Source organism: Streptomyces sp. HNM0574, assembly GCF_012726235.1.
GTDB lineage: Bacteria > Actinomycetota > Actinomycetes > Streptomycetales > Streptomycetaceae > Streptomyces.
In genome coordinates this window covers 25,960-47,639 of record NZ_JAASAH010000010.1, presented here as the reverse complement: position 1 = coordinate 47,639, position 21,680 = coordinate 25,960, and the positions used below count along the sequence as shown (strand labels likewise).

The 21,680-nt window shown below is 74.2% G+C and carries 19 protein-coding genes and 2 pseudogenes; 4 read left to right on the top strand and 17 right to left on the bottom strand.

What is annotated here, in order from left to right:
• The first annotated feature begins 59 nt into the window (after nt 1–59).
• Nucleotides 60–326, top strand: a complete 267-nt coding sequence (gene rpsT / locus HCC30_RS28705) for a 30S ribosomal protein S20 (protein WP_169443608.1) — start codon at nt 60–62, stop codon at nt 324–326.
• A 214-nt stretch (nt 327–540) separates the two neighbouring features.
• Here the strand turns inward: rpsT and holA are convergent, their stop codons facing one another.
• Nucleotides 541–1,551: a DNA polymerase III subunit delta gene (gene holA, locus HCC30_RS17995; protein WP_169443607.1), complete on the bottom strand. Its 1,011-nt coding sequence runs from the start codon at nt 1,549–1,551 to the stop codon at nt 541–543.
• Nucleotides 1,552–1,605: 54 nt separating this feature from the next.
• Between holA and HCC30_RS17990 the strand changes: the two genes are divergently transcribed.
• Both HCC30_RS17990 and HCC30_RS17985 read left to right on the top strand, forming a co-directional pair.
• Complete coding sequence (locus HCC30_RS17990; protein ID WP_169443606.1) at nt 1,606–1,893, top strand: hypothetical protein; 288 nt, start codon at nt 1,606–1,608, stop codon at nt 1,891–1,893.
• Between the two features lie 174 nt (nt 1,894–2,067).
• The gene (locus HCC30_RS17985; RefSeq protein ID WP_169443605.1) at nt 2,068–2,643 is read left to right on the top strand and encodes a MarR family transcriptional regulator; all 576 of its coding nucleotides are present in this window, start codon (nt 2,068–2,070) and stop codon (nt 2,641–2,643) included.
• Nucleotides 2,644–2,675: 32 nt separating this feature from the next.
• Here the strand turns inward: HCC30_RS17985 and HCC30_RS17980 are convergent, their stop codons facing one another.
• The 11 genes from HCC30_RS17980 to HCC30_RS17930 all read right to left on the bottom strand — a co-directional run bounded on the left by HCC30_RS17980 (nt 2,676) and on the right by HCC30_RS17930 (nt 13,218).
• Nucleotides 2,676–3,707: an aromatic ring-hydroxylating dioxygenase subunit alpha gene (locus tag HCC30_RS17980; protein ID WP_346776677.1), complete on the bottom strand. Its 1,032-nt coding sequence runs from the start codon at nt 3,705–3,707 to the stop codon at nt 2,676–2,678.
• Between the two features lie 5 nt (nt 3,708–3,712).
• Nucleotides 3,713–3,937 (bottom strand): recombinase-like helix-turn-helix domain-containing protein, encoded by a 225-nt coding sequence (locus HCC30_RS17975; protein ID WP_169443603.1) that lies wholly within the window; start codon nt 3,935–3,937, stop codon nt 3,713–3,715.
• A gap of 48 nt (nt 3,938–3,985) precedes the next feature.
• The gene (locus HCC30_RS17970) at nt 3,986–4,927 is read right to left on the bottom strand and encodes a PDR/VanB family oxidoreductase (RefSeq protein WP_240979699.1); all 942 of its coding nucleotides are present in this window, start codon (nt 4,925–4,927) and stop codon (nt 3,986–3,988) included.
• A 103-nt stretch (nt 4,928–5,030) separates the two neighbouring features.
• On the bottom strand, nt 5,031–6,698 hold the full coding sequence (locus tag HCC30_RS17965) for a thiamine pyrophosphate-binding protein (protein ID WP_169443601.1): 1,668 nt from the start codon (nt 6,696–6,698) through the stop codon (nt 5,031–5,033).
• A gap of 60 nt (nt 6,699–6,758) precedes the next feature.
• A complete protein-coding gene (locus HCC30_RS17960; RefSeq protein ID WP_169443600.1) occupies nt 6,759–7,571 on the bottom strand; it encodes an SDR family oxidoreductase in 813 nt (270 codons plus the stop codon).
• Between the two features lie 59 nt (nt 7,572–7,630).
• Nucleotides 7,631–8,398 carry an SDR family oxidoreductase gene (locus HCC30_RS17955; protein WP_169443599.1) on the bottom strand — a complete coding sequence of 256 codons (768 nt, stop codon included), beginning with the start codon at nt 8,396–8,398 and terminating at the stop codon, nt 7,631–7,633.
• Nucleotides 8,398–8,919 (bottom strand): cupin domain-containing protein, encoded by a 522-nt coding sequence (locus HCC30_RS17950; RefSeq protein WP_169443598.1) that lies wholly within the window; start codon nt 8,917–8,919, stop codon nt 8,398–8,400. Before HCC30_RS17950 ends, HCC30_RS17955 begins: the two co-directional genes overlap by 1 nt.
• 70 nt (nt 8,920–8,989) lie before the next feature.
• Nucleotides 8,990–9,790, bottom strand: coding sequence for an alpha/beta hydrolase (locus tag HCC30_RS17945; protein ID WP_169443597.1), 801 nt, complete (start codon nt 9,788–9,790; stop codon nt 8,990–8,992).
• The gene (locus tag HCC30_RS17940; RefSeq protein WP_169443765.1) at nt 9,787–10,626 is read right to left on the bottom strand and encodes an aspartate dehydrogenase domain-containing protein; all 840 of its coding nucleotides are present in this window, start codon (nt 10,624–10,626) and stop codon (nt 9,787–9,789) included. The genes HCC30_RS17945 and HCC30_RS17940 overlap by 4 nt, the downstream gene beginning before the upstream one ends.
• A gap of 11 nt (nt 10,627–10,637) precedes the next feature.
• The gene (locus tag HCC30_RS17935; RefSeq protein ID WP_169443596.1) at nt 10,638–11,645 is read right to left on the bottom strand and encodes a VOC family protein; all 1,008 of its coding nucleotides are present in this window, start codon (nt 11,643–11,645) and stop codon (nt 10,638–10,640) included.
• An 85-nt stretch (nt 11,646–11,730) separates the two neighbouring features.
• Nucleotides 11,731–13,218 carry an aldehyde dehydrogenase gene (locus HCC30_RS17930; protein ID WP_169443595.1) on the bottom strand — a complete coding sequence of 496 codons (1,488 nt, stop codon included), beginning with the start codon at nt 13,216–13,218 and terminating at the stop codon, nt 11,731–11,733.
• Between the two features lie 643 nt (nt 13,219–13,861).
• Between HCC30_RS17930 and HCC30_RS17925 the strand changes: the two are divergent.
• A pseudogene (locus HCC30_RS17925) lies at nt 13,862–15,241 on the top strand (MFS transporter); the annotation flags it as partial.
• On the opposite strand, the gene HCC30_RS17920 reads toward HCC30_RS17925, so the two are convergent.
• From HCC30_RS17920 to HCC30_RS17905, 5 genes and pseudogenes are all read right to left on the bottom strand, one after another.
• Entirely contained in the window at nt 15,150–17,831 is a 2,682-nt protein-coding gene (locus HCC30_RS17920) for a ComEC/Rec2 family competence protein (RefSeq protein ID WP_240979698.1), read from the bottom strand. The pseudogene HCC30_RS17925 and the gene HCC30_RS17920 overlap by 92 nt on opposite strands.
• 278 nt (nt 17,832–18,109) lie before the next feature.
• Complete coding sequence (locus HCC30_RS29210; protein ID WP_346776688.1) at nt 18,110–18,295, bottom strand: ComEA family DNA-binding protein; 186 nt, start codon at nt 18,293–18,295, stop codon at nt 18,110–18,112.
• A 117-nt stretch (nt 18,296–18,412) separates the two neighbouring features.
• Nucleotides 18,413–18,769: pseudogene (locus tag HCC30_RS29205) on the bottom strand (SLBB domain-containing protein); the annotation flags it as partial.
• Between the two features lie 1,079 nt (nt 18,770–19,848).
• Nucleotides 19,849–20,718, bottom strand: a complete 870-nt coding sequence (locus HCC30_RS17910; RefSeq protein ID WP_169443592.1) for a DegV family protein — start codon at nt 20,716–20,718, stop codon at nt 19,849–19,851.
• Nucleotides 20,719–20,784: 66 nt separating this feature from the next.
• Nucleotides 20,785–21,501: a hypothetical protein gene (locus HCC30_RS17905; RefSeq protein WP_169443591.1), complete on the bottom strand. Its 717-nt coding sequence runs from the start codon at nt 21,499–21,501 to the stop codon at nt 20,785–20,787.
• Nucleotides 21,502–21,680 lie beyond the last annotated feature (179 nt).

Below are 21,680 nucleotides of genomic sequence, written 5' to 3'. Positions count from 1 at the left end.
GGCCGTACGGAGCGGCTCGGGCACGGAACGGAAAATCATCGAACCGTAAAGGCTCTTTCGTGGCGAACATCAAGTCCCAGATGAAGCGGATCAAGACCAACGAGAAGGCGCGCCAGCGCAACAAGGCGGTCAAGTCCGACCTCAAGACCGCGATCCGTCGCGCCCGCGAGGCCGTGGCCGCCGGTGACGCCGCCAAGGCCGTCGAGGCCCAGCGCGTCGCCGCCCAGAAGCTGGACAAGGCCGTCAGCAAGGGTGTTCTGCACAAGAACAACGCGGCCAACAAGAAGGCTGCCCTCGCGCAGAAGGTCGCCTCCGTCCAGGGCTGACGCTCCGCTTCACAGCCGGTACACCCGCAGCGGGCCCTCTCTCTCCGCTGACGTACCGGCCGAGTGACACCACGCGTTGTACGCGTTGATGCGCCGCACGCGGCCTGCGTTCGCCACGCGGGTGCGGCGCGAGTGACCGCCTCGCGGTCATGGACCACCAGCGGCCCCGTCACACACTTCCCCAGGTGTGACGGGGCCGCTGCCGTTTTGAGGGTCAGTACGCGGTGCGGGAGCGGGCCGCGCGGGAGATGGTGATGACGGCCTGCTCCAGCGCGTACTCCGGATCGTCCCCGCCGCCCTTGACGGCGGCGTCGGCCTCGGCGACGGCGCGGAGCGCGGCCGCGACGCCGTCCGCCGACCAGCCGCGCATCTGGCGCCGCACCCGGTCGATCTTCCAGGGCGGCATGCCGAGTTCCCGCGCGAGGTCGCCGGGGCGCATGCCGCCCGGCGCGGAGGCGAGCTTGCCGATCGCGCGGACACCCTGCGAGAGCGCGCTCGTGACGAGGACCGGCGCGACGCCGGTGGCCAGCGCCCAGCGGAGCGTCTCCAGCGCCTCGGCCGCGCGGCCCTCGACCGCGCAGTCCGCGACCGTGAAGCTGGACGCCTCGGCGCGGCCCGTGTAGTAGCGGGCGACGACGGACTCGTCGACCGTGCCCTCGATGTCGGCCGTCAACTGCTTGCAGGCGGAGGCCAGCTCGCGCAGATCGCTGCCGATCGCGTCCACCAGGGCCTGGCACGCCTCCGGCGTCGCCTTGCGGCCCAGGGTGCGGAACTCGCCGCGCACGAAGGCGAGACGGTCCGCCGGCTTGGTCATCTTCGGGCAGTCGACCTCGCGGGCGCCGGACTTGCGGGCCGCGTCCAGCAGGCCCTTGCCCTTGGCGCCGCCGGCGTGCAGCAGGACGAGGGTGATCTCCTCGGCCGGGTCGGCGAAGTACGCCTTGACGTCCTTGACGCTGTCCGCCGAGAGATCCTGCGCGTTCCGCACGACGACGACCTTGCGCTCCGCGAAGAGCGAGGGGCTGGTCAACTCCGCGAGGGTGCCCGGCTGGAGATCACTGGAGGCGAGATCGCGGACGTCCGTCTCCGGGTCGGCCGCGCGGGCCGCGGCCACGACCTCCTGCACGGCCCGCTCCAGCAGCAGCTCCTCCTGCCCCACGGCGAGGGTGAAGGGCGCCAGCGGGTCGCCCGCGGAATTCTCGGATGTCTTCTTACGCGTACCGGCCATCGCTCACCAGCATCCCATGTGCCGCCGACAGTCCCGCACGGAGACAATGGCGGGGTGAGCGAGACGAACCATCCGACCGCGGCCGGCCAGACGCCCGGCCCCCTTGTCCTGGTACTCCCCGACCGCGAGGCCGCCGAGGAGGTCGCCGAGGAGCTGGCCGAGACCTACGCCCTGGCGCGGGAACCGCAGCTGGTGCGCGAGGCGCTGGCCGGTGAGGACGACGCCGAGGACGCGCAGTGGCTGGTGGTGCTGGAGGACCCGGCGCTGCCCGGCGACGAGGCCACGGCGGCGGCGCTGGACTCCCTCGCCGCCGAGCACGAGGGCTGGCTGGAACGCTCCTGAACCGGACGCGGCGGCCGCCGACGCGCCTGCCCCGCACGGCTGTTGAGCGGGCGGGGGCCGTACCGCCGCGGAACCGGGCGGTATCGCTTCAGGACTAAGATTTCCGTGACCGTCGACGTACGAACGGCGGGGGCCGCCGTGTGCGGCGCACCGTTCGCAGGGAGGAACGCCGTCATGCCCCAGAAGCGCACCCCGGCAGCGCGCCGCGATGCCGTCACGTCCATCGTCGAGGACTGGCGGAGGGAACGCCCGGAGCTGGACACCTCCCCGCTGGAGGTCTTCGCGCGGCTGCACCGGACGTTCCTGCGCTACCAGTCGCAGATATCCCGGCCGCTGGAGAGCTACGGCATCTCGATGGCCGGGTTCGACGTGCTGACCGCGCTGCGCCGGGCCGGCGCCCCGTACCGGCGGACGGCGGGTGAGCTGGCGGACTCCGGGCTGATCTCCTCGGCCGGGGTGACGCTCCGCATCGACCGGCTGGAGAAGGACGGCCTGATCGTGCGCGAGCGCGGGCCGGAGGACCGGCGGGTGGTGCACTCCCGGCTGAGCGAGGAAGGGCTCCAGCGGATCGACGAGCTCTTCGCCGAACACCTGGAGAACGAGCGGCGGATGCTGAGCGGGCTCAGCCCCGCCGAGTGCCGCCAGCTGGCCCGGCTGCTGGCCAAGCTGGAACGCTCGGTGGAGGCGGCCGAGCAGGAGGACGCCAAGGAGGACGCCGAAGCGGAGAGCGGGGCCGGCGGCGCGGACTGATCCGCGCCGCCGCTCCCTCCCCCGTGCGGGCGTCAGGCGTGCAGGGCCGCGGCCTGGCGTTCCGCCTCGGCCCGGTAGAGCCGCCGCAGCCGGACGACGCCCAGGTCGTGCTGGTACAGGTTCTCCGCCTGGTCGGCGTCGCGGGGCATGCCCTCCAGCATCACGCGGTCCTGCTCCAGCACTGCCCAGTGCCGTTTCTCGATCAGCGTCCGGTAGAGGAAGCGCCAGCTGTCCCGCTCCCAGCCCTGCACCCGGCGGTAGCGCCAGAAGAAGACGCCGCTGCGCTCCGCGTCGACGGGGCAGACCATCCCGACGATGCCGAACGGACCGCCGGGCCCGGCCGACGGCGGGTACGGGATGGACAGGTCGACCCAGTCCACGCCGGTGCGGCACAGCTCGACCCAGTCGAAGTTCACCCCGCGCTGGTCGGTCTTCTCGAAGAAGTAGCCGCGCTCCGTCTCCCGGATGCGGAACTTGGCGGTGGTGTCCCCGTCGTACATGGTGTGCGACTCGTGGTGCAGGAAGGCGCCGTGCATGGGGTCCAGCAGGTTCTCCATGCCGTACCGCCAGGGCGCCTGCCACTCCGCGTAGCACAGGAACGCGTCCACGTCCGGGTCGGTGAGCGGCTCGGGGAGCGTCAACTCGCAGGGCTCCGGGTGCTGTTCGTCGCCGAAATAGGCGAGGATCGCGCCAGAGACCTCGCGCACGGGGAGGCTGCTGACGAGCCGCTTGCCCTCCAGGTTGCAGCCCGGCAGGCCCGGGACGGAGGTGACGGTTCCGCCACCGTCGACCTCGACCCCGTGGTACCAGCAGGCGATCCGGTCGCCCAGGTGCTTGCCCAGCGACAGGGGCGCGCCGCGGTGCGGGCAGCGGTCGGCGAGCATGTGCAGGGTGCCGTCGGCGCGGCGGAACAGCAGCCACTGCTCGCCGAGCGCCATCACCTTGCGCATGCCGCCGGGGGCGACGAAGTGCGAGGGGACGACGGGGTGCCACTGGTTGCGCAGGCCGGTGGCGTAGAGGTGCGCCGCGTGCTCGGCGACGGTGGTCGTCGTGGTGGTGGTCACTGGTCTCACGCTCCCAGGCGGTGCATCTCGTCGCGGAACGACTCTTCGGTCCAGGGCTGCCCGTCGGGGGCGTGCACCTGGCGGGAGTTGAGCCCGGCCACGACGGCGGCCAGGTCGTGCCCCTCCTGGGTGAACACCTCCTCCAGGGTGGCGGCGAGCTTGTACTCGTACGCCGTCGGCTCGTGGGTGCGGGACTGGTGCACCTCGAGGTACGGCTGCTGCTGCGTCATGGCGGCTCCAGGTGGATCAGCGGTGGTTGCGGGCCCGAGGGGGCGTGCTCACAGGTCGAGGACGAGACGCTTCGAGGAACAGCGCGAGACGCAGACCATCATCGTGGCGTTCTGCGCGTGTTCGGCCTCGCTGAGCACGAAGTCCCGGTGCTCCGGCGTGCCTTCGAGGACGCGGGTCTCGCAGGTGCCGCAGATCCCGTCCCGGCAGGAGCTGGGCACCTGGATGCCGGCGCCGTCCAGCGCGTCGATGACGCTGGTGCCGGCGTCCACCAGGACGGTGCTGCCCGAGCGGCGGCACTCGACCTCGAACGCCGTGTCGTCACCGGCGCGTTCGACCACGGGCGCGGCGAACCGTTCGACGTGCAGCCGCTCGCCGAGGCCGAGCTCGGCGCAGCGCTCCTCCACGGCGGCGAGCAGCGGCTCGGGGCCGCAGCAGTAGACGTGGGTGCCGGCGTCCAGCCCCGACAGCGCGTCGTCCAGGTCGATGTGCCCGAGGCGGTCCTGCGGGTGCAGCACCACCTCGCCGGAGGCGGCGCCCGACAGGCCGGTGAGCCCGGTGAGTTCGGCGAGTTCGGTGCCGAAGGCCATCGCGGCGCGGTGCCGGCCGCCGTGCACCAGCCGCCAGGGCATGCCCCGGCGGGCGGCCTCGCGGGCCATCGGCAGCAGCGGGGTGATGCCGATGCCGCCCGCGACGAACACATAGCCCTCGGCCTCGACCAGCCGGAACGCGTTGCGCGGGCCCTGCACGGTGACCCGTGCGCCGGGCCGCAGCGCGGTGTGCACGTACCGGGAACCGCCGCGCGAGGCGGGCTCGTTGAGGACGCCGACGCGGTAGCGGCCGCTGTCGGCCGGGTCGCCGCACAGCGAGTACTGCCGTACGTGGCCGCCGACGTGCAGATCGAGGTGGGCGCCCGGCTCCCAGGCGGGCAGCGGCTTGCCCTCCGGGTGCACCAGGTCGACGGAGAGGACGCCCTCGGCCTCCCAGGTCATCCGGTGGACGAGCAGGTCGAGGCGGGCCTCGGCCTCCGTGCCGTCACTCTCCGGCGCGGGCACGCGCGGGCTGGTGGTGCGGTGGTCGGTCATCGCGTCCTCCTCACTGGGCGGGCAGCTTGACGGGCGGGGTGAACGGGTTCTTCATCGGGCCGAGCGCGGCCAGGTCGACCTCGACCAGCGTCGGCCCGTCCGCGGCGCAGGCCCGGGCCAGCGCGGGCCCGGCCTCCTCCTCGGCGGCGACCCGCGCGTAGTCCAGTCCGCAGGCGCGGGCCAGCAGCGCGAAGTCCGGGGTGGCCAGGTCGACTCCGGAACGGCGCGCGAAGTGCGCGTCCTGGGTGTTGCGGAGGACGCCGTAGCCGCCGTCGTTGAAGACGACGAGGGTGAGGCGGGGCCGCTCCTGGGCGAGGGTGAGGAGTTCGCCGAGGTGCACGGCGAGCCCGCCGTCCCCGGCGAGCACGACGACCGGCTCCTCGGGACGGCCCAGCGCGGCGCCGATGCCCATGCCGAGCCCCTGGCCGATGCCGCCGCCGCGCGGGAAGACGTTGTCCCGCGGGTCGTACAGCTCCAGCAGCCGGTTGCCCCAGCTGCTCGACGGGATGGTGACGTCCCGGGCGACGACGGCCCGGCGCGGCAGCGCGGCCCGGATCGCGTCGCACACCGCGGCCTGCGGGCCGACGGACTCCCGCAGCCGCTCCCGCACTTCGGCCCGTACGGCGGTGACGCGCTCCGTCCAGCCCGGCTCGCAGGTGGCCGCTCCCGCTCCCCCGCTCTCCAGGCGGGTGAGGAGTTCACCGAGGACGGCGGGGGCGTGGCCGTGCAGGGTGTGCGCGGCGGGGTAGACGCGGCCGAGCGCGGCGGCGTCGATGTCGGTCTGGATGTGCGCGGCGGGGAGGGCCAGTTCGTAGTCGGCCGTCTCGTTCGAGCGGAAGTGGGTGCCGACCGACAGCAGGACGTCCGCCTCGGCCAGCAGCGCGCGGCCGCCCGGGCTGGTGGCGAAGTTGCCGACCACGCCGGGGTGGTCCTCGGGGACGCCGCCGCGGCCCGAGTTGCTGGTCAGCAGCCCGGCGCCGGTGCGCTCCAGCAGCGCGGCCAGCTCGCCGCGCGCCCGGTTGGCGCCGCCGCCCGCCCAGATCAGCGGGCGGCGCGCGGAGGCCAGGAGCGCGGCGGCGGCGTCGAGTTCGGCGCTCGCGGGGTGCGGGAGGGCCGGCTGCTCCGGCAGCGGCTCCCCGGCCGGCCGCTGGGCCGCGTACTGGAGGTCGACGGGCCACTCGACGCTGGCGGGGCCGCCCGGGTCGGTCAGCGCGTGCCGCGCCGCCTCGCGCAGCAGCCGGCCGGCGTCGCCGGCGCTGGTGACGGTCTCCGCGTAGGAGGAGACGGCGCGCAGCATGCCGAGCTGGTCCTTCGTCTCGTGGATGAAACCGCGCCCCCGGCCCAGGTGTTCGCTGTCGATCTGGCCGGTGACGTGCAGCACCGAACTGCCCGCGGCGAGCGACTCGATCAGCGAGCCCGCCGCGTTGCCCGCACCGGTGCCGGTGCTGGTCAGAGCGCAGCCGATGCCGCCCCGGGCGCGCCCGTAGGCGTCCGCCGCGTTGACGGCGCTCGCCTCGTGCCGCACGGGCACGAAACGCAGGTCGCGGTCGACGGCCTCGACCAGCGGCAGGTTGTGGACGCTGACGATGCCGAAGACGACGTCGACGCCGAGTTCACGGAGAACGGCGACGAGGAGGTCACCGCCGTTGGGCGGGGCGCCTGTCGGGGGCTGGGTCATGAGGTGAGCTCCGGTTCGGGCGGAAGAACGGATCGGGGAAGAGCGGGAGTCGCGCGCGGATCAGGCGATGCCGCGGCCGACTCCGCCGCAGACGTCGACGCTGGTGCCGGTGATGTAGGAGGCGCGGGGCGAGAGCAGCGTCGTCACGGCGTAGGCGACCTCCTCGGGGCGGCCCAGCCTGCCGAGCGCGATGCCCCGGTCGGCGGCGAGCTCCGCCTGCCACTCGGGGTAGCCGCGGGGCGCGTCGGACTCCTCGGCGTACCGCGTGTACCGGCGCTCCCACTGGCCCGTGTCGACCAGGCCGAGGCAGACGGAGTTGACGCGGATGCCGTCGGGGGCCAGCTCGTCGGCGAGGGACTTGGAGAGGTTGAGGATGCCGGCGCGGGCGGCGCTGGTGGTGATCAGCCGCGGCTCGGGCTGCTTGGCCAGCACCGCGTTGACGTTGACGACGGAAGCGGATTCTTCGGGGGTGGCCGCCGCGCGGAGCAGGGGAAGTGCGGCGCCGAGCGGGTTGAGGACCCCGGCGAACTTCAGCTCCAGCTCGTCGCGCCAGTCCTCGGGCACCGTCTCGGGGTAGCGCTTCATCCGGGACTGGCCCGCGTTGTTGACCAGCCCGTCCAGCCGCCCGAAACGCTCGCCGGCCCGCCGCACGAACGCACCCACCGCCGCCGCGTCCCGCACATCGCACACCCCCGTCAGCAGCCGGTCCTCGCCGGCGCCGAGCCGCTTCGCGGCGGCCGCGAGCCGGTCGGCGTCGCGGCCGCAGGTGGCGACCTTGGCGCCCTCGTCGAGGAGCAGCCGGACCGTGGCCAGGCCGACGCCCGAGCTGCCGCCGGTGACGAGTACGGTGCGGTCGGCCAGGCCGAGGTCCATGGGAACTCCTGAGTGAGACACGTGCGGGATACGGGGGTGTGCGGTGGGCGGGCGGACGGTCAGTGCATCGTGAACCCGCCGTTGACGGCGATCACTTGGCCCGTGACGTAGCGGGACTCCTCGCTCAGCAGGTAGGCGATGATCCCCGTCAGGTCGTCGGGCCGCTGGGGGCGGGAGATGGCCCGGTTCAGCCGGTACAGCTCGTGCCGTTCGGCCGGGACGCGCTCGGTGGACTCGCCCTCGGTGATGCCGGGCGCCACCGCGTTGACCGTCACCCCGTGGTCGCCGGTCTCCCGGGCCATCGCCCTGGTCAGCGCGATGACGGCGCCCTTCGAGGCGATGTAGTGGGCCAGCCGCGGGGAACCGTAGAGCGCCGCGTCCGAGGCGAGGTTGACGACGCGCCCGCCGCCGGAGGCGATGAGCTGCGGCAGCAGGGCCCGCGCCACGAGCCACGGCCCGCGCGCGTTGACCGCCATGATGCGGTCCCACTCCGCGACGTCGATCTCGTGGAACTCCTTGCCGCCCACCGCGTCCGCCAGCCCCGCGTTGTTGACCAGCCCGTGCAGCGGGCCGAGCGCGGCCACCTCACGGGCCATGGCGGTCACGGAACCGGGGTCGGCGACGTCGGCGCGTACCGCGTGCGCGTCGAGGCCCTCGGCGCGCAGCCCGGCCGCGGCCTTCTCCCCGCGCTCGGCGTCCAGTTCGGCCACGACCACGCGGTAGCCGTCCTCCCCGGCCCGGCGGGCCGTGGCCAGTCCGAGGCCACGGCCGGCGCCGGTGACGACGACGGTGCGCGTCCCGGCTGCCGTGCTGCCGCGGGGCGCCATCAGTCGCGGGTCACGCCGTGCATCGGCGAGTGCTCGGGGTAGGTGGGGACCTGCGGCTTCTGCGTGCCGATGACGACGCAGAACAGGGCGTCCGTGTCGCCCTCGTTCTTCAGGCTGCGGGCCACACCGGCCGGGACCACGATCATGTCGCGGTAGCCCAGCGTCCGGTACTCGGCCTCCCCGTCACCCCGGTGGATGCCGACGCGGACCTCGCCCTCCAGGACGAAGAACGCCTCCTCGACGTCGTGGTGGGTGTGCTCGGGGCCCTCGGCGCCGGGCGGCAGCAGCATGTTGGAGAAGGTGAAGCCGCCCGAGGGCAGGACCCGGCTGTCGCCCTCGTGGTTGCCCGTCGCGCCGGAGCCGACGTAGCGGATCTGCGCGCGGCGGTACTGGTCACCGGCCTTGGCCTGGAAGGCGAGCGTGTCCCAGTCGGGCTTGCGGGAGTCCCTCGTCGCGATCAGCGAGTCGGTGTACGAGGCGAGGTCGCCGCCGTTGTCGTACTCGGTGGTGGTGAGAGGCATGCCAAACGCTCCTTCTCCGGGACGGGGCCCGGGAGTTGGGGATCGGGGGGTTGCTGGGGTGTGCGGCCCGCTACTCCGGGATGCGGGCCGTGATGCGCAGGTGGGACAGCACCCACGCGTTGAAGGCCGCGGGCCGCTCCTGGTTCGCGAGGTGACCGGCGCCGTTGACGATCACGAACACGGACTTGTGGAGCGGGCCCGCGAGCGACTGGCTCGCCTCGACGCCCGTCACGGTGTCCCGGTCACCACAGAGCACGAGCGTCGGCGCGGTGACGGACGGCAGTTCGGGTCCGAGGTCGGTGTCCGCCATCGAGGCGGCCGCGTACCCGTACCCGGGCAGCCGTACCGAGTCCGCCATGGTGTCGGTGACCCGCCGGACCAGCTCCGGCGGCGCCTCCGGGGACACCAGCCGCGGACCGCGGCGTTCCGCGAACGCGCGCGGCCCCGACGCGGCCAGCTCGTCCGCGCGTTCCCGCATCGCGGCCGCCTTCGCCGCGTCCGTGCCCGAGCCGCGGCTGCTGTCGGCGACGACCAGGCCGTCGACCAGATCCGGGTGCCGGGCGGCGAGCCGGAGCGCGATCACGCCGCCCCAGGACACCCCGAGCACGTGCGCCCGGCCGCCGTGCGCCCGGATCAGCGCGGCCGCGGTGTCCGCGTAGCCGTCCAGGTCCAGCGGGGCCTCCGGGTCGGCGGACCGGCCGTATCCCGGCGCGTCCCAGGCGAGCAGGCGCACCCGCGCGGACAGCTCGGCGAACTGCGGCGCGAACGCCGCCGAGGACGAGCCGATGCCGTGCAGACAGAGCAGCAACGGGCCCTCGTCACCGGCCTGTTCGACGTGCAGCTTGCCGAGGTCGAACGGGGCGGCCGTCACAGGATCTGCCCCGTCCGCCCCGCGAGGGCGCCGAGGCTGCGGAGCACCGCGTACGGGACGACCTGGCTCGTCGCCGGGTTCGCCGCGTCCGGCAGGTGCCGCACCTCGAAGCGGTACGCGCCGTGCGCGCCGGACGCCTCGACGGCGTGCCGGGTGTGCGTGGCGTCCGGGTCGGCGACGACGCTGACCCGCACCAGATCCGGGTCACCCACCGCCAGCGCGACGGACGCCGCCACGTTCGTCGACCTCGGGAACCGGACGGGGACGTCCCGCGCGGTGCCGCTCATCACCTCCACAGGCCCGGTCGCCGTACGCATCCGGTGCAGCAACTCCTCGTCCATCCAGGGCTGTTCGAGGGTCGAGGGCAGCTTGGTGGTGGTCAGGCGGACCTCGGTGAGCGGGCCCAGCGCCGTCACGGCCTGCAACAGGTCGAGGCCGCCGACCGCGCCGCCCGTGAAGTAGACCCGGCCCGGGCCGGTCTCGCGGAGGGTGCGGGCGAGCGCGTCGTCGGTGAGGGCACCGGTCGAGGCGATCAGCAGATCGGTGCCGGAGCGGAGAATCCGCTCACCCCACTCGCGCACCACGCCCTGACCCGCGGCCTCCACCAGCAGATCGCAGCGCTCCAGCGCGTCCTCCAGGGCGAGCTGCGGCGCCGGGGTGCCGGTGCCCAGGTCGCGGTTCTCGACCACGCAGGCCAACTCGGCCCCGGGCACCCGCCCTTCGGCCACGGCCAGCCCGACGACGCGCCCGATGGCGCCCCAGCCGATCAGCCCGACCCGCCGGGGTGCGCGCTCCCGCGTACCGGCAACGGTCTCCGCGGTGACGGGTTCTGTCATGGTCCGGGCGGTCATCGTGCTGCCTCCTCGGGCTGCGGTTTCGTCGCCTGCACGGCTTCCTGCGGGGATGCGTCCGGGGCTCCGGCTGCCAGCGGGCCCGGGTCCGGTTCGCCCGCCATGTGGCAGCGGATGGTCTGCGAGGGCGGGCCCGCCGTCCCCCACAGGTCGGACAGCTCGGGAACACGGCGCCACACGCGGGCGATCCACTGGTCCTCGACGATCTGCGCGACCTCGGAGGTGTACTCGCACACCAGCCCCGCCGGGTCGGTGAAGTACGAGAAGGTGTTGTTGCCGGGCCCGTGCCTGCCGGGCCCCCACTGCGGGACGACGCCGTGGTGCCGGAGCCTGCCGAGCCCCCGCATGAAGTGGTCCACGGAGGTCATCTCGTACGCGACGTGGTTCAGCGAGGCCCACTCCGCCTGGTTGAAGGCGATGCAGTGGTGGTCGGCGTTGCAGCGCAGGAAGGCCATCTGGTGCTCGGACCAGTCGGAGACCCGCAGGCCCAGCACCTCGCAGTAGAAGGCCACCAGCGCGTCGATGTCGGTGGTGTTGAGGACGGCGTGCGTGACGCCCACGGGCACGGCCGCGTCCCGGCCGCGCGGCGGCACCGCCTCCACCTGGGCGCTCAGCTCGATCAGCCGGCCCTCGGGGTCGGTGAAGCGGAGCCCGTACCCGCCGCCGACCTGGTCCAGCGGGCCCGGCCCCGCGACGGGCTCGATGCCCCGCGCGAGCAGCGCCCCGGCCGCCTGGTCGATCTCCGCCGGGGTGCCGACGGCGAAGCTGATCCGGCCGAGCCCGTTCCGCTCGGCCCGGCTCAGGGACAGCACGTGGTGCTCCTCGCCCGTACCGCGCAACCAGCTGCCGTGCGTGTCCCGTTCGACGACTTCGAGGCCCCAGACCTCGGCGTAGAAGTCGGCCGCGCGGGTGAGTTCGGGGGTACGGAGTTCGACGGACCGCAGGGCGCGCAGCCGGGCCACGGGGCCCGCCTGGTGGTGCGGGGCGACGGCGTTCGTCGGCATCGGATGCTCCAGCTTCCTCGCTGCGTGGGCGGATGGGGTGGCCGGGGTTCCCCGGCGATCTCGTGCGTACGGTCCGGCGGGCGGGTCAGCCGGCCCAGGGCAGGGGGCTGTCGTCGGTGCCCCAGTAGAGGGACTTCTGGCGCTGGTAGCCGCGGATCGCGTCGCGCCCCTTCTCCCGGCCGAGGCCGCTGTCCTTCATCCCGCCGAAGGGCGTGGCGATGCTGAACTGCTTGTAGGTGTTGATCCAGACGGTGCCCGCCTCGACGCGGCGGGCGAACCGCCAGGCCCTGCGGTGGTCCCGGGTCCAGATCCCGCAGGCGAGCCCGTACACGCTGTCGTTGGCCTGGGCGACGAGATCGTCCTCGTCGTCGAAGGGCAGCGCGACGAGGACGGGGCCGAAGATCTCCTCGCGGCAGACGCGGGCCGAACCGGGCAGCCCGTCCAGGACGGTCGGCAGGTAGTACGCGCCGTCCCGGTACTCCTCGCCCTCCGGCGCCGCGCCGCCGCACCGCACCCGCGCGCCCTCGCTCCTGGCGAGGTCCACGTAGGCGGCGACCGCGTCCCGGTGGCGGTGGTGGACCAGCGGCGCGACCTGCGTGTGCGGGTCCGTCCCGGGGCCGATCCGCAGCTTGCGGGTACGGGCGACGAGTTCGCCGAGGAACTCCTCGTACCGGGAGCGCGCGACGAACAGGCGCGAGCCCGCGATGCAGGACTGGCCGCTGGAGGAGAAGATCCCGAACAGCACGCCGGCCAGGGCCTGTTCGACGTCGGCGTCCTCGAAGACGACGGTCGGCGACTTGCCGCCCAGCTCCAGCGAGACCGGCATGATCTTCTCCGCCGCGGCCCGGCCGATGGTCCGCCCGGTGGCGGTGCCGCCGGTGAACGTGACCTTGCCGACCCGCGGATGCCGCACGATCGCGTCCCCGACGACGGAGCCCGCGCCGGGCAGCACCGAGAGCAGCCCCGCCGGGAGCCCCGCCTCCGCGAGGGCCCGGCTCACCAGCCGGCCGAGCGCGAGCGCGACCAGCGGTGTCCACTCGGCGGGCTTGAGCAGGACGGCGTTGCCCGCGGCGAGGGCCGGCGCGATCTTCTGCGCGTCGCTGGCGATCGGCGAGTTCCAGGGCGTGATGGCCCCGACGACGCCGACGGGCTCGTACACGCTCATCGTCACGTACGCGCCCCGCGACGGGGTGACCGTCTCCTCCGCCGTCTCCAGCGCGGCGGCGGTGTACCGGAAGGTGCCCGCGGCGCTGTGCACGAGGGCGAGCGTCTCGGTGCGGCACTTGCCGGTGTCGGCGGTCTGGAGGGCCGACAGGTTCTCGGCTTCCGTCTCGATCAGTTCGGCGACGCGGTGGAGCAGCCGGGCCCGCCGGTGGGCGGGCAGTTCGCGCCAGGCCGGGTCGGCGGCGGCGCGGGAGGCGCGTTCGGCGGCCTCGTCGACCTCGTCGGCCGTGACGGCGTGAACGGTGGTCAGCGTATGGCCCGTCGCCGGGTCGACGGTGTCGGCCGCCGGGCCCGCCCCGCGCCGCCACTCACCCGCGATCAGCGCCTCGTCGAGGGGGAGTTGAAGCATCCGAGGACCTCCGTCCGGTTGCCGGCTTGAGCAAGTGGCAAAAATCTAAGGGCTTAAGTTTTTCTCCGCAAGACCCCTGGGCGAGGGAAGTGATCGGGGGTGAAAGCCGCGCGGGGGCACGGGGGTTGCGGGGATTCCCCGGCGGGACGGGGGCTCCGGATCCGGGACCTCGCGGGCCCGGGGCGGCCTCGGGCGCGGGCCCGTCGTCCGGTTCGCACGTACTTCCCGCGCGGCACCCCCGCGTGGAGTTCCTGCGCTCCACCTCTTGACGGGGACCACCCCGCAGTCGATAGAACTTAAGCGCTAAGACACTTGGCCCTTACGCACACTCCGGAGCCACCTCCCCCACGGTCCGCTCCACGCCCTCCCCTGCCCGCCCCGCGCGCCGCGGCACCCCGGGACGCCAACCGCCCGGGGCGGCCACGTTCAGCAAACCCGCACGTTCCGCAGCACCCCCTTCAGCACGAAATCGGCTTCGCCGTACCTACCGCCTCGCTCCGAGCGTTGCGCTTTCTGCGTTTTTCCCTCTCCCCCCTTCCCCCCCGGGGGCCCTCCCCCCTCCCCACCCGCCCCACTCCACCCACCCCCGACCTGCCCCGAACCCGCCCCGCGCCCGCCCGGCGTGGAGCCGGAGGACACCTGGATGACTGTCGACACCTCCCCGGGCCATGCCGCCCGGGCCGATATCGCCGCCAGATTCGAGCGGCTGCCGGTCTCCCGCTGGCATGTCACCGTGCGTCTCGTCGTCGGCGTCGTGACCTTCTTCGAAGCCTTCGACCAGCTCCTGATCGCCTACGCGCTGCCCGAACTGCGCCAGGAATGGCACCTGTCCGACACGGACACCACGACAGTCCTCACCATCGGCTCCCTCGGCATGCTCGTGGGCGCCCTCCTCTCCGGGCGGCTCGCCGACCGGATCGGCCGGGTCAAGGTCATCGCGCTGTGCGTGGGCATTTCCGGACTCTCCAGCCTCGCCCTCGCCGCCTGCGAAACCGTCACACCGTTCATGGCGCTGCGTTTCGTGCAGGGCCTGGCGATCGGCGGTGAAGTGCCCGTCGCCGCCACGTTCATCAGCGAGATCACCCGCAGCTTCAAACGCGGGCGCTTCGTCCTCCTCTACGAGCTCGTCTTCCCCGCCGGCCTCACCGTCGGGGCCGTCGTCGCGGCCTGGGTCGTGCCCGCGCTGGGCTGGCGCTGGATGTTCGTCATCGCCGCCGTGCCCGGCCTGCTGTGCTACCTCGTGCAGCGCACCGTCCCCGAGTCACCCCGCTGGCTCGCCGAACACGGCCGGGAGACGGAAGCCGCCGCCGTCATGGCCGACATCGAGGCCAAGGTCGAGCGCAGCACCGGCCGCCCCCTTCCCCCGGTGCCACCCCCTGCGGCACCGGCCACCCCGCACGTTCCCGAGCAGGCCCGCGACGAGTCGGCACCACCCAAGGCGTCCTCGCCGGCCACGGAGGCCGAACTGGCCGCCACCGGGCTGCGCGCCCTGTTCACCGGCCGCTACCGGCGGCGCACGCTGATGGTCTGCGCCCTGTGGTTCACCGGCTATTTCGTGAACTACGGCATCACCTCCTGGCTGCCGACCATCTACGAGAACCACTACAAGCTGTCCCTCTCCGACGCCCTGCTGTACTCGACCGTCACCTCCAGTGCCGGACTCGTCGGCTGCGTGATCGTCGCGCTGACGGTGGACCGGCTCGGGCGCCGCGCCACCGTGTCCGTCTTCCTCGGCGGCGCCGCCGCGATGCTGGTGACGCTGGCCCTCCTCGGCGCCAACACCCCCGTGCAGGTACTGGTGTGGAGCTCGCTGGCCGCCATGTTCAACTTCGGCGCCAACATCTGCCTGTACCTGTACACACCCGAGCTGTACCCCACCCGGAGCCGGGCGCTGGGCAGCAGCATCGGCGGTGCCCTGAACCGGCTCGGCATCATCCTCGGCCCCCTGTTCGTCGGCATGGTCTACGCGAGCGGCAGCATCCCGTGGGTCTTCGCGATGCTGAGCGGGGTCGCCCTGGCCGGCTCGGTGGTGGCCGCACTCTTCGCCGTGGAGACCGCGAACCGCCCGCTGGAGGAAATCTCCCCCTGAGCCGCACTCCCGGCCCGACCCTCCGGGCCGGCCGTCTCGCCCCCGACGACGTCCCGCGTTCCGCCACGACGGCGGCCGGGGCGTCGTCCGGTTCTCCCGGGCCGGAGGGGCGCGCCGCGCCGCGTCCCGGTACGACGGCGAGCGCGCCCTGCCGGTCCGTCCGTGCGACGGCGGCGCCCGCGTCGCGGAACGCCGTGACCGTGCGCGGGGCCGGGTGGCCGTACGGGTTGCCGGCGCCGGACGAGATCAGCGCGACCCGGGGCCGCAACTGCCGGAGCAGGCGCGGGTACTGGTACGCCGAGCCGTGGTGTGCGACCTTCAGTACGTCCACCCGCGGCAGCTCCGGGTACGCCGTCAACAGGCGGCGCTGCGACTCCGGTTCGAGGTCGCCGGGCAGGAACAGGCTCAGTCCCGAGCTGCGGACCAGGAGGGTCACGCTCGCGTCGTTCGCCCCGGACGGCGGGACCGGTGCGCCGTCCGGGGCCGGGGGCCACAGCACCTCCCAGGACAGTCCGCCGCTGCGCTGCCGCTCCCCCGCGACCGCTTCGGCCACCGGTACGCCGGCGGCCCGTGCGGTCCGGCGGACGAACTCCGCCTGCCCCGGCGGTTCGTCGAGCGTCGTCGTCCGTACCTCCGCGACCGTACGGCCCTTCAACACCCCTGGCAGGCCCGTCACATGGTCCGCGTGGAAGTGGGTGAGCACCAGCACCGGCACGGCGGTGACGCCCAGTCTCCGCAGGCACCCGTCCACGGCCTCCGGTTCCGGTCCCGCGTCGACGACGACCGCCTCGCCCTTGCGCCCGGTGGCCAGCACCGTCGCGTCCCCCTGGCCCACGTCGCAGACGACGGCCCGCCACCCGGCAGGCGGCCACCCCGTCAGCGGGCGTACCAGTGGCACGGGCCGCGCCAGTGCCACGAGCAGCAGCGAGGCGCACAGCGCGCACCACCACGGGTGGCACAGCAGGCGCACCCGTACGGCCAGGTACAGCGTGAGCGCGGTGAGCAGGGCGAGCAGCAGTGCCCCCGTCCAGCTCCCCGGCCAGGCGACCTCCGATCCGGGGAGGGCCGCGCCCGTGCGGGCGATGCCCGCGACGCCGCTGACCGGCCAACTCGCCAGCCGGGCAAGCCACTCGGCGGGCGCGGCGGCCAGCGGCGCGACGGCGAGCGCGGCGAAGCCGAGCACCGTCGCCGGGGCGACCACGAGTTCGGCGAGCAGGTTGCACGGGACGGCGACCAGGCTCACGTGTGCCGCGAGGACCGCGACCACCGGCGCGCACACCGCCTGCGCCGCGGCGGCCGCCGCCAGCAGTTCGGCGAGCCGCCCGGGCACGCCGCGGCGCCGCAGCGTACGGCTCCAGCGGGGAGCGAGCGTCAGCAGCGATCCGGTGGCGAGCACGGACAGCAGGAACCCGAAGTCGGCGGCGAGCCACGGGTCGTACAGGACGAGGGCGAGGACGGCCGCCGCCAGCGCGGGCAGCAGGGAACGCCGTCTCCCGGTGGCGATGGCGAGGACCGTGACCAGGCCGCAGGCGGCGGCCCGCAGCACGCTCGCGTCCGGGCGGCAGACCAGCACGAAGCCCAGCGTGAGCAGCGCGGCCAGCACGGCCGTGGTCCGCAGCGAGAGCCCCAGCCTGGGCGCGAGGCCGCGCCGTTCGACGAGCTGTGCCCTGCCGGGCGGGCCGATCAGCAGCACCAGCAGAATCATCAGGTTGGAGCCGCTGACGGCGAGCAGGTGCGTCATGTCGGTGGCCCGGAAGGCCGCTTCGAGGTCGGCGGGGACGCGGGAGGTGTCGCCGACGACGAGCCCGGGGAGCAGGCCGCGTTCGTCCCGGCCCAGCCCGTCGGACGCGTCCCGCAGCCCCGCGCGGAGTTTCCCCGCGGTCCGCTGCGCGGCGGACGGTTCCCGCACCAGGTGCGGGGCGCCCTCGCCGCGTACGCGGAGGAGCGCGGCGATGTCCCGTACGGGTCCCCCGCCTGCGGGCGGGGCCGGCTCGGCGCGGACGCGCAGCCGCGTGGACGGCAGCAGCCCCCGCCACGCCGCGGAGTCCCCCGTCTCCTGCCGGACGACCAGTACCGGGGTCCGCACACGGTGCGTGACGCGGCCCCCGCCTTCTCCCGGTCCGGTCACGCGCGTCGCCTCCGCGCGGAACATGACGGCCCCGGGCGTCTGTTGGGACCCGTGCACGGCGCCACGCGTACGGAACGGATCTCCGGTCACCGTCAGCTCGACCGTCACCGAAGCGCCCCGCGCGGCCAGCTCCGGGACCGGGCCACGGCGCACATCCGCCGCGTGCAGCCCCGCCGCCCCACCGGCGAAGGACCCCGCCAACAGCGCCGCCGCAGCGGTGACGGCCAACGGCCGCCGTCCCGACCGCCACCCGTGGCCGGCCCCTCGTACGAGGACGACCAGCACCGCAGCGGCCAACCCACAGCTCACGGAACCCGCGACCGCCACCCACCCCGACACGCACAGTCCCAGCGCCGCCGCGCCCCACGCGCTCAACGCCACGGCCACCAGCCGCAGATCGGACGGCCGTCCCGGCCCGCTGCCCGCACCGGTACGGCCCCACGGGCGTCGCTGCTTTCGGGGGCGGTTCGGGCGGGGGCTTGCTTGCGCGTCCGTTGATGCGGTCTCGCTCGGGCCGGGTGTTCTTGTCCCGGGGTTTCGCGACGGCTCCCGGGGGCTCAACCCTCCCTGGGTTCGGGCCAATTCCTGACTCCTCGCCGCCCCTCCCCTCTCGGGGCTTCCCACCTCTGCCCGGTTCCTGACGCGCCTCTGCCTCATCCCGTCCCGTCGGTTGTTCACGGGCGGACCACCGGCTGAAGGTCGGCGAACCGGCGCTCGCCGATCCCGTTCACGTCGCGCAGCTGATCGACCGAGCTGAACCCGCCGTTCTTGTCCCGGAACTCGGTGATCGCCCGCGCCAGTGCGGGCCCCACACCCGGCAGCGTCTCCAACTGCTCGGCCGTGGCCGTACTGAGGCTCACCGGAGCCCCACCGCCCGGGCCTGCCGTCCCACCCGCCCCTGCTGGCGGAGATCCGCCCGTGGACGTGGCCCCGGGGCCCGGGGCTGCCGGGACTCCCGCCAGGATCTGCTCACCGTCCGTCAACAGGCGTGCCCGGTTGAGCCCTTGGAGGTCGGTACCGGGACGGACGCCCCCGGCCTTCTTCAACGCGTCCGCGACCCGCGCCCCCGAGGGCAGCCGGTACACACCGGGCTTGCGCACCTTCCCCGCGACGTCCACCACGAGCCGCTTCCCGCCGCCCGCATCCGGCGGCCCCGCACGGGAGGGAGCAACAGGCCCACCGGACGACCGCCCGCCCGAGCCCGGCCGCGCGTCCGCCGCATCGGGCACGGGAGCGCGTACCGGCTGCGGACGGCCGGACCAGAAGTGCTGCACCGCCAGCCCGAGAGCGACCAGAAGCACGACGGACAGCGCCAGCACCGTACGCAGCTCCATCCCGCAACGCACCTGAACCCACAGCGGCAACCGCTCGCACAACGCAGCCCGCCACCGCGAACCCCTCGCACCGCCACGGGCCCGGCGGCCGTCCGCCTCCTCGCCCTCGACCGGCCCCGAAGCAACGGACGTCGGCCACGCGGACCCCTCCCCGTCGGGCACACTCCGCCCCTCAGCCCCCGGCCCCCACCGTTCAGCACGTCCCTCCGGAAACGCCTCCGCCACAGTCCGGCCGACGGGCCCTCTCCCCGCCTCACCCCCAGACGCCACCGGCTCGTCCCCGACGGCCGGCCCGGCCCCGGACCCCGCAGAAGCAGACCCGAGCTCCCGCGCCCAAGGCCGAACCCGCCGCGCACGGCTCCGCCGAACAGCAGCCCGGGCAACGGCGAGAGCCTCCTCGCGCCGCATCACCCCGCCCCGCTCAGCCCCATCACGCAGATCCCGGACCGCACCACCGGCACCGGACACCCCGCCCGCCCCGGGAACCAGCGCCGAGCCGGACCCAACCCCCGAACGAACAACACGAGTTGGCAAGCGGCCGGACCCCTCACCCGAAACAGCCCCAGCCCCGTCCCCCGAACCCGACGCAGGCCCAGCGGCCCCGAACCGTCCGTCCGCACCCACCGGCCGGAACAGCCCCGCGGCCCGCTCCGCAAGCCCCGGAACCACCACCCCCTCGACCACTCCCCCGGAAACCAAGCCGGAAGCCGACCGCGCGTCCCCCACCCCGTGCGACGAACCCACCGGCGCCCGAGCCCGCCCCCCGAACCGGAACGGCGAACCACCCCGCGACCGCCCCCGCACACGCGCCCGCCCCGCCCCCGCACCGGACTCACGCCCGAAGGCCGGCGCAGCCCCACGACGCCGCGACCGCACCCCGGACACCCGGCCCTTGGGCCGCGACGCGGAAACCCGGCGCCCGGAAGCCACACCGGGCCTGACACGAAGGGATCGGCTACTCATGCCCGCGACGCTAGAGCTCCCCGCCCGCGCTCAGGGATCTTGCTCAATATCCGTGGAAAACCGGAGAGTTGTGGAAAACCTGGCCACCTGCGCGAGTGAGCACACACCCACGCACCTCACCCCGAAGAGACCACAACCCCCAACAACCCCGGCCCCGTGTGCGCACCGATCACCGCGCCGACCTCGCTGACGTGCAGTTCACCCAGGGCGGGGACGCGGTCGCGTAGCCGGGTGGCCAGTTGCTCGGCGCGTTCGGGGGCGGCGAGGTGGTGGACGGCGAGGTCGACGGGGCCGTCGCCCGCGCGTTCCACCGCGATCTCCTCCAGGCGGGCGATGGCGCGGGAGGCGGTGCGGACCTTCTCCCGGAAGCCGATGGAGCCCTCGGAGAGTTCCAGCAGGGGTTTCACGGCGAGTGCCGAGCCGAGCAGTGCCTGGGCGGCCCCGATCCGGCCGCCGCGGCGCAGGTAGTCGAGGGTGTCGACGTAGAAGTAGGCGGCCGTGCCCTCGGCCCGTTTCTCGGCGGCGGAGACGGCGTCGTCCAGGGAGCCGCCCGCCTCGACGGCACCGGCGGCGGCCAGGGCGCAGAAGCCCAGCGCCATCGCCACCACTCCGGTGTCGACGACCCGTACGGGCACGGGCGCGTCCCGCGCGGCGAGCAGGGCCGCGTCGTAGGTGCCGGAGAACTCCGAGGAGAGGTGCAGGGAGACGATGCCGTCCGCGCCGGCTTCGGCCGCCGCCCGGTAGGTCTCGGCGAAGACCTCGGGGCTGGGCCGGGAGGTCGTGACGGCGCGCCGCTCGCGCAGCGCCTCGGCGAGGGAGCGGGCGGAGATCTCCGTGCCCTCCTCCAGTGCCTCGTCGCCGAGCACCACGGTCAGCGGGACGGCCCGGATTCTGTGCCGCTCCAGCTCCGCCTGGGGGAGGTAGGCCGTGGAGTCCGTGACGATCGCGACCTGCTGGGACGTGGAACCGGACGACGTGGTGCGCATGCTCAGGAGGCTACCGCCGTCCCGCGCCGTACTCATCGGACCGCCCGGCGGAGAGGGCCCGCGGGCTCAAGGCGCGTTCTGCGGGCGCTCCTTGTGCAGGTCGTGCCGCTGCCCGCCGGGCATCCACGACGCCTGCTCGCCCGTGCGTCCCTTCTCCAGCGCGGCCGGTCCGCCGGCGTCACCGGAGCCGCCCGAAGCGCCGTGCTGGTCCTGCCCGCCGGGAGCCGCCGTGCCCTCCCGTTCCCAGTGGCGCAGCGCGCCGGACTCGATCTCGATCTGGTCCCGCAGCGCGTCCAGGCTGTCCGCGCTGTTCCGGCGGGCCCGGTCCTGTGCGGCGAAGCGGAGCGAGTCGGCGGATTCCTTGATCCGCGCCACCCGCTCGCGCGCCTCCGGCAGCTGCTGCGCGACGCGTGCCTTGTCCGGCTCGCGTTCCATCAGCTGCCGCAGTTCGCCGTCGAGCTCGCGGGCGTGCTCGTGCAGCCGGTCCAGGAGGCCGAGGGATTCCTGGAGCGAGGGGTCGGTCGAGGCGCCGGCCTCCAGCGCACGCCGGGTGCTGTCGATGGAGGTGCGCAGCTCCAGCCGCGTCCGCGCCAGCTCGCCGACCGGGCCGGCCTGGAATCCGCGCGCGCGGAGACTGGTCTCCTCGACGGTCTGGCGCACCTCCGTGCCCGTGCGCTCCACGCCGCGCTTCACCGCGCGCACCGTCTTGACCGTGACGAAGGCGCCCACGCTCACGAACAGCACGAAGAACAGGGCCAGTACGCCGATGATGGCCTCTTCCACGGGCGCACTCCTAGGACGGTCCGACAGTTCCTCTTCGTCCACAGTAAACGGCGTGGCACGGCAGGTGGTTCCACAGCGTCCCGGAGACGTCCCCGACCCGTCCCCCACCGCACCCCGAAACACCCCGGAACGAAGCGGCCCCGCCCCGTCACCCGAGGGTTGACGGCGGCGGGGCCGCT

Excerpts from the sequence above, each read along its gene's own strand:
- HCC30_RS17950 (WP_169443598.1), bottom strand. The coding sequence starts at position 8,919 with ATGCCTCTCACCACCACCGAGTACGACAACGGCGGCGACCTCGCCTCG.
- HCC30_RS17960 (WP_169443600.1), bottom strand. The coding sequence starts at position 7,571 with ATGGACCTCGGCCTGGCCGACCGCACCGTACTCGTCACCGGCGGCAGC.
- HCC30_RS17940 (WP_169443765.1), bottom strand. The coding sequence starts at position 10,626 with ATGACAGAACCCGTCACCGCGGAGACCGTTGCCGGTACGCGGGAGCGC.
- HCC30_RS17910 (WP_169443592.1), bottom strand. The coding sequence starts at position 20,718 with ATGCGCACCACGTCGTCCGGTTCCACGTCCCAGCAGGTCGCGATCGTC.
- HCC30_RS17935 (WP_169443596.1), bottom strand. The coding sequence starts at position 11,645 with ATGCCGACGAACGCCGTCGCCCCGCACCACCAGGCGGGCCCCGTGGCC.
- HCC30_RS17930 (WP_169443595.1), bottom strand. The coding sequence starts at position 13,218 with ATGCTTCAACTCCCCCTCGACGAGGCGCTGATCGCGGGTGAGTGGCGG.
- HCC30_RS17955 (WP_169443599.1), bottom strand. The coding sequence starts at position 8,398 with ATGGCGCCCCGCGGCAGCACGGCAGCCGGGACGCGCACCGTCGTCGTC.
- HCC30_RS17975 (WP_169443603.1), bottom strand. The coding sequence starts at position 3,937 with ATGACGCAGCAGCAGCCGTACCTCGAGGTGCACCAGTCCCGCACCCAC.
- HCC30_RS17965 (WP_169443601.1), bottom strand. The coding sequence starts at position 6,698 with ATGACCCAGCCCCCGACAGGCGCCCCGCCCAACGGCGGTGACCTCCTC.
- holA (WP_169443607.1), bottom strand. The coding sequence starts at position 1,551 with ATGGCCGGTACGCGTAAGAAGACATCCGAGAATTCCGCGGGCGACCCG.
- HCC30_RS17970 (WP_240979699.1), bottom strand. The coding sequence starts at position 4,927 with ATGACCTGGGAGGCCGAGGGCGTCCTCTCCGTCGACCTGGTGCACCCG.
- HCC30_RS17985 (WP_169443605.1), top strand. The coding sequence starts at position 2,068 with ATGCCCCAGAAGCGCACCCCGGCAGCGCGCCGCGATGCCGTCACGTCC.